At 43.4% G+C, this 13705-nt stretch carries 14 protein-coding genes; all 14 read left to right on the top strand.

Going from position 1 to position 13705, the window contains the following annotated elements:
* Positions 1-26 precede the first annotated feature (26 nt).
* Positions 27-917, top strand: coding sequence for an MbnP family protein (locus FAZ19_RS21095; protein WP_136822753.1), 891 nt, complete (start codon positions 27-29; stop codon positions 915-917).
* 18 nt (positions 918-935) lie between these two features.
* A complete protein-coding gene (locus FAZ19_RS21090) occupies positions 936-1961 on the top strand; it encodes a cytochrome-c peroxidase (RefSeq protein WP_136822752.1) in 1026 nt (341 codons plus the stop codon).
* A 545-nt stretch (positions 1962-2506) separates the two neighbouring features.
* Entirely contained in the window at positions 2507-3706 is a 1200-nt protein-coding gene (locus FAZ19_RS21085) for an FN3 domain-containing metallophosphoesterase family protein (protein WP_136822751.1), read from the top strand.
* A gap of 92 nt (positions 3707-3798) precedes the next feature.
* On the top strand, positions 3799-4308 hold the full coding sequence (locus tag FAZ19_RS21080) for a helix-turn-helix domain-containing protein (protein WP_136822750.1): 510 nt from the start codon (positions 3799-3801) through the stop codon (positions 4306-4308).
* A 28-nt stretch (positions 4309-4336) separates the two neighbouring features.
* Positions 4337-5701, top strand: a complete 1365-nt coding sequence (locus FAZ19_RS21075; RefSeq protein WP_136822749.1) for an ATP-binding protein — start codon at positions 4337-4339, stop codon at positions 5699-5701.
* Positions 5702-5709: 8 nt separating this feature from the next.
* Entirely contained in the window at positions 5710-5859 is a 150-nt protein-coding gene (locus FAZ19_RS24545; RefSeq protein ID WP_394343996.1) for an ATP-binding protein, read from the top strand.
* Positions 5856-6134 carry a hypothetical protein gene (locus FAZ19_RS21070; RefSeq protein ID WP_136822748.1) on the top strand — a complete coding sequence of 93 codons (279 nt, stop codon included), beginning with the start codon at positions 5856-5858 and terminating at the stop codon, positions 6132-6134. Before FAZ19_RS24545 ends, FAZ19_RS21070 begins: the two co-directional genes overlap by 4 nt.
* Positions 6135-6403: 269 nt before the next feature.
* The gene (locus FAZ19_RS21065; RefSeq protein ID WP_229707671.1) at positions 6404-6880 is read left to right on the top strand and encodes an adenylyltransferase/cytidyltransferase family protein; all 477 of its coding nucleotides are present in this window, start codon (positions 6404-6406) and stop codon (positions 6878-6880) included.
* A gap of 64 nt (positions 6881-6944) precedes the next feature.
* Positions 6945-8252, top strand: a complete 1308-nt coding sequence (locus FAZ19_RS21060) for a nucleotide sugar dehydrogenase (protein ID WP_136822747.1) — start codon at positions 6945-6947, stop codon at positions 8250-8252.
* Between the two features lie 4 nt (positions 8253-8256).
* Positions 8257-9636: a nucleotide sugar dehydrogenase gene (locus FAZ19_RS21055; RefSeq protein ID WP_136822746.1), complete on the top strand. Its 1380-nt coding sequence runs from the start codon at positions 8257-8259 to the stop codon at positions 9634-9636.
* Positions 9637-9705: 69 nt separating this feature from the next.
* The gene (locus tag FAZ19_RS21050; RefSeq protein ID WP_136822745.1) at positions 9706-10884 is read left to right on the top strand and encodes a GHMP family kinase ATP-binding protein; all 1179 of its coding nucleotides are present in this window, start codon (positions 9706-9708) and stop codon (positions 10882-10884) included.
* A 149-nt stretch (positions 10885-11033) separates the two neighbouring features.
* A complete protein-coding gene (locus FAZ19_RS21045) occupies positions 11034-11765 on the top strand; it encodes a nucleotidyltransferase family protein (protein ID WP_136822744.1) in 732 nt (243 codons plus the stop codon).
* 129 nt (positions 11766-11894) lie between these two features.
* Complete coding sequence (locus tag FAZ19_RS21040) at positions 11895-12923, top strand: NAD-dependent epimerase (RefSeq protein WP_136822743.1); 1029 nt, start codon at positions 11895-11897, stop codon at positions 12921-12923.
* Between the two features lie 4 nt (positions 12924-12927).
* Positions 12928-13705: dTDP-glucose 4,6-dehydratase (locus FAZ19_RS21035; protein ID WP_136822742.1), on the top strand; the 778-nt coding region annotated here is incomplete at its 3' end.

Raw genomic sequence — 13705 nt, 5'->3', positions numbered from 1 at the left:
TCAACAGCACTTAACTAAATAAAAAAATGAAAAATTATAAAAACTTTCTATTATTATCAGCCTTTTCGTTGGCTCTCATGTCCTGCAGTAAGAACGATAACAATCCTGTCGCAAATGATATCACTTTGCATTTCAACAACACGTTTAAAAACACGACTATCGTCCTTGGAGATGCTGGCTCTTTCACGGCAACGGTAAATACCTCTGCCGAAGGACAGGTCCATCACTTTTCGGAGCTAAAATATGTGATAAGCAATATCCGTCTTATCAAAACAGATGGCAACGAATTTCCCTATAATATCAATGATTTGGATAAGGGTGCGACCGTAGTAAACCAGGCAAAACCTCAGACATTGGACTATGTCTTGAGTAATATCCCTGCCGGCGAGTATAAGCAGATCAAATTCGGATTGGGTGTTAGACGAGATCTGAATACACTGGATCAAGTAAGATTCCCTAACTTTTATGCGGAGGCAGGGGCCAACGATACCAAAATGCATTGGGAGTGGGGAGCCGGCTATCGATTTACGAAACTGGAGGGATTTTTTGAGACAGATGGTAAGGAAATGTCCATTCATACCGGGAGCACGGTCGTGGGGACTGATGGCGATCCCTCGACCTATGCACAAGGCGTGGATGCTTATCGGGATATCATTTTAGATCTTCCGAATCCTGCTACTGTGGGGAGAAATATTCCTAAAATCACGATCAAAGCTGATTTTGATAAACTATTAAGTGGAAAAACGAATACGCTTATATTGAAGTCAAAAACAGGCGATAATAATCATAACGATGATAGCAATGCTACACCCAATACCATGTCAGCACTTCAAATGGTCAAGTTTGTCGATAACCTAGGTGGGAATGGCTCAAGTGATATTTCGGGCATGTTTTCTATCACGAGAGTAACGAATTAAAATTAGGTGACGAGCCACATGAAAGCAGTACTTACGATTTTATCCATTCTATTGCTGTTGTTATCCTGTAGCCGAACGGATGTCATTGAGCTAACGCCTTATGACAACCCCGAAGTTCCGCTGCACATACCTGCAGGTTTTCCGCCGTTGAATAATTCGGTCGCTGGCAATACCCCTACAAAATACGGTGTGGAGCTCGGCGAGAAATTATTCCATGAAAAGAAATTTAGTGGCAATAATACGATCTCCTGTGCCAGTTGTCACAATCAATCACGTGCTTTTTCTGATAATAATGCGCAGGCCGTAGGTATTTATGGTCGTATAGGACTTCGGAATACGCCACCAATTCAAAATATGGCGTTTATGAAGTTTTATAATTGGGACGGTAATATCCTTCAATTGGAAAAGCAACCGTTGGTTCCCATCATCACGCACGAAGAAATGAATTCTTCAATTTTGGAAGTTATTGGAAAAATAAGTAGTGAACCCCAATACACCGATTTGTTTAAAAAAGCATTTGGTGATGAAACGATTACCCCTGACCGGATTTATCGAAGTATTGCACAGTATGAATATACGCTAATCTCTGCCGACAGCAAATATGATAAGATAAAACAACGGAATGAAGGCGAAGAATTTACAGCAAGCGAGGCACGAGGTTATCACGTGTTTCAACAGAAATGTGAGTCCTGTCATCGCACAGCGTTGTTTACCGACCAAAGTTTCAGGAATGTCGGCTTTCCTTTGAACCCCAGCATCGAAGAGGCAGGGCGTGCCAGAGTAACAGGGATACCTGCAGACTTCATGCGGTTTCGGGTTCCCTCATTAAGGAATGTCGAATATACCGCACCCTATGGGAGTTTGGGTCAGTTTCCGACGTTAAGGGCCGTTTTGGATTATTTTGATAACGGCGTTGTCGATGCCGATAATCTTGATCCTATTTTAAAGGCGAATGGCAATCGGATTCCGCTAACAGAACAGGAAAAACATGATATGATCGCCTTTCTCGAGACATTAAGCGATAGCACCTTCGTTGGAAAGTGAAGCGCCCATCTTCGATCTGTTAATATTTGTTAATTAAAAGGGTTTAGCTTGATAGCTACGTATGGTCAGCGTATCTTTGATCTTCATAATTTAGGTTAATAATTGGTTAGTTAAGGTCTTGAAGCTCCCCGCTTCAAGACCTTTCTTGTTTTTTACTGTTGCAATAAGGCTTTACCCCAGCGCCAGCGGTGGAGATGAAGTTGCTTCTCCAATTATAGCTTCCGTAACAACTTCTTTCTATCATAACCCACAGATAAGGTTAATCGTGTAAATTGAAAGTTTGATTTTCAATTTGCACGATTTATAACAAGAGCTCCTAATTGATACAAAAATCCGAAGAGACAGAAGAGAATCTTCATTCCGTAGTCTATATCATCCAAGACTAGGTACTTATTGGGTTGGCGGTATATTGGTTGTTGGTAGCTCGCCATAGGTCAAAATAAAGCAATCGATTGCTTTTCTGTTGTTATTGCGATAGCATTTTTATATATGTATTATTGAATTCCTAAGTTAGGCTGTACGTTCTCTTATCAAATTTTTATACCATGAATAACAGAAGAAATTTTCTTAAACAGGTATCCTTGTTATCGGTTACTGCGGTTGCTGCCAATGCGACTACCCCTCTTTTGGCGAAGGATTTTGGAAACTCCTCGCAGAAGCCTGGATTCGCTGTGTCTCCATACCTTCAACATCTTACCCCTACATCCGTATACGTTATGTTTATCACAGATAGTGCGGCTTACAGTTGGATCGAATATGAAAGCGAAGGAGTGGATAAGCAAATTGCCTATATGGAAGAAGATGGATTACATGCTGCGTATATTAAGCTAAACAAAATTCAGATCGTCAATTTACAACCGGGAAAGACGTATCGATATCGAGCATGTTCTAAAGCAATTACCCTATTCGATCCCTATAAATTAGAATATGGGGAAGAAATCCAAACGGAGTGGTATTCCTTTACCACTCCAGCTACAAATGCTTCGCAGGTGTCGTGTGTAATTTTAAATGATGTACACGACAGCCCAACAGCATTCGAAAGCTTACTGTCGCTGGTAGACAATAGACCTTATGAGTTTGTGATGCTGAATGGAGATACGTTCGATTATCAGACCGACGAACAGCAGATTATTGATCATCTTTTGGCGCCTTGTACCCAATTGTTTGCCGGACAGAAATCGTTTATCATGGTAAGGGGTAATCATGAAACCCGTGGTAAATTCCGCCGGGAATTCAAAAACTATTTTGCTTTTCCAGACGATCGATACCATTTCAGTTATAAACAAGGACCTATTTATTGGGTGGTGTTGGACACTGGGGAAGATAAGCCCGATGACCATCCGGTGTATGGGGGTATTGTCGATTTTGATGCCGTGCGCGAAAGGCAGGGCAAATGGTTGTCGGCGATCGTCAATACCGACGAGTACAAAGAAGCCGCCTATCGGATCGTTATTATGCATATCCCCCCGTTCCATAGCGGCGAGTGGCATGGACCGATGCACTGTCGGGAAGTATTCGATCCCATATTTAGAGCCAATAATGTCGATTTAGTGATTTCTGGTCACACGCATCGTCACGGTGTACATCCACCGGATGCTGATCATCCATACCCTGTCGTGATTGGAGGCGGATCAAAAGACGGAAGCAGAACGGTCATTCATCTGGAAGCTAATGAGACACGACTTCACTTGGAAATGCTGCTGGACGATGGCAAGAAGGTAGGGGAATACACGTTAACCGTTTAAAATAGTAACGTATACATTATTCTTCTTTGATTCATTTCGTTTGTTTTTTTGAAAAAAAGCGAGTACTTTTGTTGCTCAACGATACGAATGCTATGTTAGAAACCCTCATTACGTCGAAGACACGACTTAAGCTTTTGATTAAGTTTTTTGCATATGCGACCAATAAGGGCTATTTGCGGGGGTTGGCGGAAGAATTTCATGAATCGACCAATGCCATCCGTAAAGAACTCAACCAATTGACGGATGCGGGCTACCTAACCCGAGCACAGCAAAACAATAAGGTAATCTACCAAGCCAATAACAAACACCCGCTTTTTCATTCCCTTCAACAACTTATCCGGGATTACCTCGGCATGGATGAGCTGATTGATAATATTTTTGCAAAAGCAGGTGATATTGAGCAGATCAGTTTAGTTGGTGATTACGCAAAAGGTATCGATTCAGGAACACTAGAAGTATGTATATTAGGAAATGATCTCGATACGGATTACTTGTCGCGATTAGCGAATAAGTCATCGGAGCTTTTAAAAAAATCTGTGAAACTTTATTTTGAAAAGTCATCCGCCTCAGCACATCAGATTATATTGTTTAAGAAGCAATAGGCAAACCGAGATCATCCATCCCGAAAATATGATAGAAACCACGATATATACTATACCTCATCATGAATCCGAAAAGGTTGAATTCAAAACTTCTTTTCAGGACGAAGTGATCGTTTCTTTGGTGGCATTTGCTAATGCCAAGGGAGGCGCGGTGTATGTTGGTGTGGATGACAAGGGTGTTGCTAAAGGCGTGTCGATTGGGAAAGAAACAGTGCAGAAGTGGCTTAACGAAATAAAGGTAAAAACACAACCTGCTTTAGTACCGGAAGTGGATATATGGGAACACCAAGGGCAACAAGTGGTTTTGTTTAGCGTGGCAGTATATCCCATAAAACCCGTTTCGTTCAAAGGGAAGTACTACAAACGAGTTAGTAATGCCAACCATCCGATGTCTGTGGCGGAAGTTGCGCAAATGCACCTTAGGACAGTGAATTCCAGTTGGGATTATTTTTGGCGTAATGGGTTAACCACCGCAGATATTTCCTTAGATAAGGTTAAGAAAGTCTTTGATATGGTGAGACGGCGCAATTCTAATATTCCTATTGATACGTCGGAGCAGTTTTTAAAAAAGCAGGAACTGGTGCATGGTAAGCAAATAAGCAACGCCTGTTATCTCCTGTTTTGTAAGGAAGATACGTATCACACGACTATTCAGATGGGCCATTTTGCATCAGAAACGGTTATTAAAGACGATGTCACGATATCGACAGACATAGTAACTGAGGTAGAAGAGGTAATGAACTTTGTAAGGAAGCACATTAATAAAGAAATCATTATTACGGATCAATTGGAAAATACAGAACGCTGGCAGTATCCTTTAGAGGGAATCCGCGAACTGGTTGTCAATATGATTGTGCACCGTGATTATATGTCTGGGGGTCATTCTACGATTAAGATATTCCCTGATAGTATTGTCTTGTTTAACCCCGGTCCGTTGCCAGATCACATCACGGTTGAAAATCTGCTTTCAGATGATTATGTGTCTTCGCCGAGAAACCTGCAGATTGCCAAAATATTTAAAGAAATAGGACTGATCGAGCGATACGGTACCGGTATTAAGCGAGTGAGGCAATTATTTTTAAACCATGGCTTGCCCGAGCCGTTGTTTAAAATGGTTCAGGACGGTTTTTTTGTGCGCGTACTCACTTCTCCGATCTCTGGAAGCGATAGGGTCACCGATAAGGTCACCGGTAAGGTCACCGGTAAGGTCACCGATAATCAGCAAAAAATACTTACCGCGATTACAAAGGATATTTACATCACTACTGCAATACTGGCGGACATGGTAGGGATATCCCAACGGAAAATTAAGGATAACATACAGACACTAAAAGAAAAGGGCTTGTTGGAGCGTATTGGCCCGGCAAAAGGAGGATATTGGAAAGTTTTGTAAATTAGGACATACGAAAAAATGATAGAAACCACGATATATACAATACCTCAAAATCGAGAAATAAATTGATCGCCAAAGCATTTAAAGAGATTGGGCTTATAGAGCGTTATGGTTCAGGTATCAACGTATACAAAATATTTGTAACGATTACGGTGTGATTGCACCTGTTTTTGAGGAATTTGTAAATGGTTTTCGCGTGGTGCTTTTTAATCAAAGGCTAAATAAGCAAGAAGATGTCGGTGTAAATGTCGGTATAAATGAATTGATGGAAATCATTCGGAATAGCCCTGGAATAAATGCAAAAAAAATAAGACAATATTTTGATGTAGCCGATCGTACTTTAGAGCGTTGGCTAAAACATCTGAGAGATGAGGATAAAATCATATTTAAAGGAGCGCCCAAAACAGGGGGATATTTTATAAAGAAAGGATAATCCATAACCGAGCTTGCGAGCTCATGGATTCCATAGAGAAAAGAAAGGATAATCCATAATGCGCAATTAAACAATAAATACGGCATAGAAATTGCTGGAAGCAGGCAAGTCATCGGAATGTTACAAACGATGACACTTATTTTGAGAAACAACCCGTGTTAGTATATTTTTATTAAGCAGATTCGCAAACCGAGCGTAGCGAGTTCATGGATTCCATCAAAGGAAAAAGAATCATCCATAATGAGCGAATCAGCAAAAGGAAGTAATATATGAAATCAGAAACTAGTAAAAACTTGGACACAAATATTAAAAGCGATCGGAATCCTATGCGCATTGGCATTACTTTTTCGGCATTCGACCTGTTACATGCCGGTCATATCAAGATGCTAGAGGAGGCAAAGCGCCAATGCGATTACCTTATTTGTGGCTTGCAAGTAGACCCCACATTAGATCGTCCGGAAAAAAACAAACCCAGTCAAACAGTTGTAGAACGCTATATTCAGTTGTCAGGTTGCAAATATGTAGACGAAATTGTACCTTATCTAACTGAACAGGATCTGGAAGATATTTTACGCGCTTTTAAAATTGACGTACGGATCCTAGGTGATGAGTATATGGATAAAAACTTTACCGGTCGCGAATATTGTGAAGAAAAAGGCATTGCGCTTTATTATAATACACGCGATCATCGCTTTTCATCTTCAGGATTGCGTAAAACGGTTGCAGAGAAGGAGAATGGTAAATAAGTGTTAGAAATAAAAGGTTGTTAGAAATGGATAAAGGAATATGCAGATAGGCGAATCGGCGCATATGCACAAAAAAATCTCCGTCATCGGGCAGGGGTATGTAGGTCTACCATTGGCTATTGAATTTGCATCACATTTTCCAGTGGTGGGATTTGATATCAATGCGGATCGTGTTGTGGAATTGAATGAGGCCAAAGACAGCACAATGGAGGCCGATTTGGATAAGCTGACAGCAGCTATCGAGGCGGCCAAAGATAGCAATTTTACAAAAGGCTATCGGGCATCTTCTTTGTTGGAAGAGATCCAGGATGCTCATATTTTTATTGTGACTGTACCTACGCCCATTGATCGCTATAATTCGCCGGATTTGCAACCTCTATTGAAGGCGACTGCCATGTTGGGCAAGATTATTAAGCGTGGCGATATTGTGATTTACGAATCCACCGTTTATCCAGGTTGTACCGAAGAAGAATGCATACCTGTATTGGAAAACCTATCTGGATTAGTATTTAATACGGACTTTTTTGTAGGCTATTCACCCGAGCGGATTAACCCAGGCGATAAGGTGAATACGCTGACAACGATAAAAAAAGTAACTTCGGGTTCCACACCTGCAATTGCGGAGGAAATAGATCAACTTTATAAAACAATCATCACAGCAGGTACACATAAGGCACCTTCGATCAAAGTGGCAGAAGCGTCAAAAGCTATTGAAAATGCACAACGGGACGTCAACATTTCCTTTGTGAATGAGCTTGCTTTAATATTTGACCGTGTCGGTATTGATACCAATGATGTATTAGAGGCCGCAGGGACTAAATTCAACTTTTTGAAATATAAACCCGGTTTGGTTGGTGGCCATTGTATATCCGTCGACCCGTATTATCTGGCCCATAAAGCGGAGCAGCTGGGCTATCATCCAGATGTAATTCTTTCCGGCCGCCGGGTAAATGATTCCATGGCTCGTTTTGTTGCTTCCAAAGTGGTGAAATTAATGATCGGAAAAGGTATCAACGTGAAGGATTCGAAAGCATTGATACTAGGGATTACGTTTAAAGAGAACTGCCCGGATGTACGGAATACCAAAGTCATGGACATCCGTAAAGAGTTGATCGAATATGGTGTTGAGGTCGATATTTACGACCCTTGGGCAGACCCTGAGGAAGTTTTTCAGGACTATGGTATCAAGCTGCTTGACAAATCACCAATCACCAGTCACCAGTCACCAATCACTAAGTATGAAGCCGTGATATTAGCTGTAGCACATCATGAATTTTTAACATATAATATTAAATCATTAACAAAGGATACGAATGTCGTATTTGACATCAAAGGTTGTTTAGACCGGTCAGTTGTTGATGCCAGACTGTAAATTTATGCAAATAAAAAAAATTACCTGTATAGGAGCCGGTTATGTAGGTGGGCCCACAATGTCGGTTATCGCACAGAAAAACCCGAATGTTGAGGTTACGGTTGTTGATTTAAACGAAGCACGGATTGCTGCATGGAATGATGCCGACCTATCCAAACTGCCGGTATACGAGCCCGGGTTAGATGCGGTAGTCGGCGAAGCACGTGGACGTAATCTGTTTTTCTCTACGGATGTGGATAAGGCGATCGATGAGGCCGATATGATCTTTATTTCGGTCAATACTCCTACCAAAACCTATGGTAAAGGTAAGGGGCAAGCCGCCGATTTAAAATATATTGAGCTTTGTGCACGTCAGATCGCTGCAGTGGCTAAATCGGATAAGATTGTTGTCGAAAAATCCACCCTTCCTGTTCGTACAGCAGAAGCACTTAAATCTATTTTGGATAATACAGGAAATGGGGTTAATTTCCATATCCTATCCAATCCAGAGTTTCTAGCCGAAGGCACCGCGGTAACCGATTTACACAATCCTGATCGCGTATTGATCGGTGGCGAAGATGCCGAAGCTATCGAAGCTTTGGTACAGGTTTACGAAGCCTGGGTGCCCCGTGAACGTATCCTGACAACCAACCTTTGGTCATCTGAATTGTCTAAGTTAGTAGCAAATGCCTTCTTGGCGCAGCGTGTCTCATCGATCAATTCGATTTCCGAACTGTGCGAAGTGACCGGTGCAAATGTGGATGAAGTATCGCGGGCCATCGGTCACGATTCACGTATCGGTGCAAAATTCCTGAAAGCTTCGGTCGGCTTTGGCGGATCCTGCTTCCAGAAAGATATCCTGAACCTCGTTTATATTGCACGTTCATATAACCTGACGGCCGTTGCGAACTACTGGGAACAGGTCATCATCCTGAACGACCACCAAAAAGTACGTTTTGCGGAGAATATCATCAAGACATTATACAATACGGTCAATGGCAAAAATATTGCCTTTCTGGGCTGGGCGTTTAAGAAAGACACCAATGACACTAGGGAATCAGCAGCTATCTATGTAGCCGATCACCTATTAGATGAAGAGGCGAACGTGATTGTCTACGACCCTAAGGTACCTGCCGAGCAGATCTACAGGGACTTGGTTTACCTAGGTACACGGTCTCCCGAAGAAAACCGGAGACTGGTGAAGGTCGTGAATGATCCGTATGAAGCACTTGCAGGGGCACATGCAGCAGCAGTTCTAACAGAATGGGATGAATTCAAAGGTTATGACTGGGCGAAGATCAAGGAAACGATGAAAAGACCTTCCTTTGTATTTGACGGAAGGAAATTATTGAACCGTGCACAGCTGGAAGAACTGGGATTTGTGTACTATGCGATAGGAGAGTAATCAGGGGTTAGAAATCGGAGGTTAGAGATTTAAGGAATAATTTCCGGTCACCAATCACGAGAAACAGATATGCATAAGGATTTTAAAACATTATTTCCCGATACACCGGAACATGAAGTAAGGCATGTGTACAGTCCGTACCGGGTATGTCCGGTAGGAGCACACATAGACCATCAGCATGGGCATGTCACCGGATTTGCGCTGGACCACGGCGTAGATTTTTACTATGTGCCCACGGAAACCGGCGTAATCAATCTCTTCAGTACGGATTTTGAAGGCCAGGTGCTGTTTCCATTAGGCGCCATCCCTCCCAAATACGACAGCTGGGGGCGTTACATACAGGCCGCGATCTATACGGTTTCCAAAAAAGGTGAAGTTAAGTTCGGTGTACAGGGGCTGATCTGTGGATCGCTTCCCGTGGGTGGGTTGTCATCTTCGTCCGCGGTATTACTGTGTTATATCATGGCATTGGCCGATGTCAATGACATCCCGGTAGACGAACATGAACTGATCGAACTGGCTTTCCGTGCGGAGAAAGAATACATCGGACTGAGCCTGGGTAAACTGGACCAGAGCTGTGAAGTGCTTTCCAAAAAGGACCATTTGCTTTATTTAGATACCAAGGATGACTCTTACAAGCTGATACCGAAGCCTGCAAATATGCCGGACTTCGATATTCTTATATTTTACAGTGGGCTCACCAGAACATTGATCAATACGGGATACAACACCCGCACCGATGAGTGTAAGGTAGCTGCGTTTTCCTTATTGGCGTATGAAGGGCTGCCCTATGATGCATTCACCAATACACGCCTGCGTGATGTGGACCGGAAAGTCTACAATAAATGGAAGCACCGCCTGCCCGATGCACTGGCCAAAAGGGCCACACATTTCATGACAGAATACGAACGTGTAGACCATGCGGTGGAAGCATTTACAAAAGGAGATATCGATATGTTGGGCGCAATTATGTTCGCCTCTGGAGACAGCTCCATCCAGCAATGGGAATCGGGATGTCCAGAAATGATCAGCCTGTTCGACGCCATAAAGGAAGCTCCAGGGGTCTACGGAGGGCGGTTCAGCGGTGCCGGGTTTAAGGGCTGCTGTGTAGCCCTGTCCAATCCGGAATACCGGGAAGAGGCCATAAAATATGTCACGGACGCATACATCGCAAAATACCCGGAAATGGAAGGGCAATATGAGGTGCGCGTATGCAAAACGGCTGATGGAGTTAGAAGGGTGAGTTAGTGGATAGGAGTTAGAAATTAGGAGTCAGGGATTAGGTGTTAGATAGATGCGAAACAGAAATAGAGATTCTGTAGCAGGGAGAAGTAATACCTGTTACGTCATTGCGAGGAGGAACGACGGGGCAATCTTAACGTAAAATTGAATAAAAAATGAAAACGATCATATTAGCGGCAGGTTATGCCACGCGTTTATATCCTTTAACAAAGAACTTTCCCAAACCGCTGCTGGAAGTGGGGGGAAAGACCATATTGGATCGTTTGATCGAATCTGTGGACGAAATAAATGAGGTTAACCAGCATGTCGTAATTACGAATGCTACATTTTACCAACATTTTACGAAATGGAGAGCAGCATCGAACTACTCAAAGGAGATTGTCATACTTAACGACGGTACAACCAGCAACGATAACCGTTTGGGAGCGGTAAAGGATATTCTATTTGCCATTGAGGAGCTGCAGATCACCGAAGATGTACTGGTACTTGCCGGTGATAATGTCGCGACGTTTTCATTCGCCGACTTTGTTACGTATGCGAAAGAGAAGGGGACGAGTTGTATTACCTGTCATGAGGAACCGTCGATCGCAGCCCTTCAGAAAACAGGAGTGCTGGAGACAGACGATAATTTTAGGGTCATCGCCATGCACGAGAAACCCGGAAATCCACCTTCGCATTGGGCGGTACCCCCATTCTACTTTTACAGGGGCAGTGATCTGCCGTTGATACACAGGGCACTGGATGAAGGATGCGGATACGATGCGCCGGGTAACTTAGCCGCTTGGCTATGTAAGCAGACGGACGTCTACGCGTGGCCCTTGAATGGTTCCCGTTTTGATATCGGAGATCTGGCGGCTTATGAAAATGCGCAAAAGGAGTTTAGTTAATGGCAGGAGAATAAATAGTTATAAATAGACAAACCAGCGAAGAGGCAAACCGAGCTTGCGAGCTCATGGATTCCTTCAGGAAAATAAAGGATCATCCATAATATGCAGATTCGCACATTCGCAAAAGAAATGGAATATAAAAAAATACTCGTCACCGGTGCTGCGGGCTTTATAGGATTCTACTTAAGCAAACTGCTTTTGGAAAAAGGCATCACTGTTGTCGGTCTGGATAATATCAACGACTACTACGATGTTAACCTGAAGTATGCGCGACTTCAGGAATTGGGCGTAAAGAGAACAGAAGCAGAGAACTGGAACCAAGAGGTTATTTCTGATAGCTACCCCTCGTTTAAGTTTGTACGCATGAATCTGGAAGATCAGGACGAGTTATCGGCACTGTTTGCTCGAGAAGGGTTTGATGCGGTGATCAACCTTGCGGCGCAGGCAGGTGTACGTTACAGTCTGGAGAATCCAATGGCCTATGTGGACAGCAATGTTGTCGGTTTTGTAAATATATTAGAAGCCTGCCGTCACCATAAGATATCACATCTATTGTATGCATCTAGTTCCTCTGTTTATGGGGAAAATGGGAAAGTGCCTTTTTCGGAAGATGACCGGGTAGACTATCCGGTAAGTCTGTATGCTGCGACCAAGAAAGCTAACGAACTGATGGCGCATACCTACAGCCACCTGTACCAGATCCCAACATCGGGACTTCGATTCTTTACGGTATATGGCCCCTGGGGACGACCGGATATGGCGCCGATTTTGTTCGCTTCGGCGATAACGGAGGATCGTGCGATCAAGGTATTCAATAATGGTGAGATGAGCCGTGATTTTACGTATATCGATGATATCGTCAACGGCATTATCATCACATTAAACAACCCACCGGTCAGCAAAAAAGAGCAGCCCTTATATCAGGTGTTCAATATCGGTAACGGTTCTCCGGTCTCACTGATGGAATTTATTGAAACAATGGAACACAATTTGGGTAAAGTGGCCAAAAAAAATATGCTGCCCATGCAGTCCGGGGATGTGCCTCGCACATGGGCAGATACAACTTCCCTGAATGCGTTGGGCTATGAGAGCAAGACCTCAATACAGGAAGGTGTCCAAAAATTTGTAGCTTGGTTTGTTGGTTATAACAGTAAATAAGATCATGAAAAAGACGATAATTATCACCGGAGGTGCCGGTTTCATAGGTTCCCACGTAGTCCGAGAGTTTGTGACCAAATATCCGGAATACCAGATTGTGAATCTGGATGCGCTTACCTATGCAGGTAACCTGGAGAACCTAAAGGATATTGAGGACGCTCCAAACTACAGCTTTGTAAAAGCTGATATAACCGATGCCGCCCATATCCTGGATATCTTTAAGCAGTACCTACCCGATGGAGTGATCCATTTAGCGGCAGAATCCCATGTGGACCGCTCGATCACGGATCCTACCGCCTTTGTGATGACCAATGTGATCGGTACGGTAAACCTGTTGAATGCAGCAAAAGAAATCTGGAAGGGCGACTATGAAGGTAAGCGTTTCCACCATGTCTCCACGGACGAAGTATTTGGAGCATTGGGCGAGACAGGTCTTTTTACGGAAGACACCAAATACGATCCACATTCCCCGTATTCGGCATCCAAGGCCTCTTCCGACCATTTTGTGCGCGCATACCACGATACCTACGGTCTTCCTATGGTACTGACCAACTGTTCGAACAATTACGGTCCCAATCACTTCCCGGAAAAGCTGATCCCGCTCTGTATCCACAATATCCTGAACAACAAGCCACTCCCGATCTACGGAGACGGGAAATATACCCGCGATTGGCTATTTGTCATCGATCACGCAAAGGCCATCGACCTGGTGTACCATAATGGTAAAAACGGGGACAGTTACAATGTGGGCGGGTTCAACGAGTGGCAGAACATCGATCTGG

This window comes from Sphingobacterium alkalisoli (assembly GCF_005049105.1).
GTDB classification, from domain to species: domain Bacteria; phylum Bacteroidota; class Bacteroidia; order Sphingobacteriales; family Sphingobacteriaceae; genus Sphingobacterium; species Sphingobacterium alkalisoli.
Note: the sequence above shows the minus strand (reverse complement) of the source record. Positions and strands in the feature narration are given on the sequence as shown.

Bases quoted from the DNA above. Each gene is read 5' to 3' on its own strand.
- FAZ19_RS21095 (WP_136822753.1), top strand. From the start codon at position 27: ATGAAAAATTATAAAAACTTTCTATTATTATCAGCCTTTTCGTTGGCT.
- FAZ19_RS21090 (WP_136822752.1), top strand. From the start codon at position 936: ATGAAAGCAGTACTTACGATTTTATCCATTCTATTGCTGTTGTTATCC.
- FAZ19_RS21085 (WP_136822751.1), top strand. From the start codon at position 2,507: ATGAATAACAGAAGAAATTTTCTTAAACAGGTATCCTTGTTATCGGTT.
- FAZ19_RS21080 (WP_136822750.1), top strand. From the start codon at position 3,799: ATGTTAGAAACCCTCATTACGTCGAAGACACGACTTAAGCTTTTGATT.
- FAZ19_RS21075 (WP_136822749.1), top strand. From the start codon at position 4,337: ATGATAGAAACCACGATATATACTATACCTCATCATGAATCCGAAAAG.
- FAZ19_RS21065 (WP_229707671.1), top strand. From the start codon at position 6,404: ATGAAATCAGAAACTAGTAAAAACTTGGACACAAATATTAAAAGCGAT.
- FAZ19_RS21060 (WP_136822747.1), top strand. From the start codon at position 6,945: ATGCACAAAAAAATCTCCGTCATCGGGCAGGGGTATGTAGGTCTACCA.
- FAZ19_RS21055 (WP_136822746.1), top strand. From the start codon at position 8,257: ATGCAAATAAAAAAAATTACCTGTATAGGAGCCGGTTATGTAGGTGGG.
- FAZ19_RS21050 (WP_136822745.1), top strand. From the start codon at position 9,706: ATGCATAAGGATTTTAAAACATTATTTCCCGATACACCGGAACATGAA.
- FAZ19_RS21045 (WP_136822744.1), top strand. From the start codon at position 11,034: ATGAAAACGATCATATTAGCGGCAGGTTATGCCACGCGTTTATATCCT.
- FAZ19_RS21040 (WP_136822743.1), top strand. From the start codon at position 11,895: ATGGAATATAAAAAAATACTCGTCACCGGTGCTGCGGGCTTTATAGGA.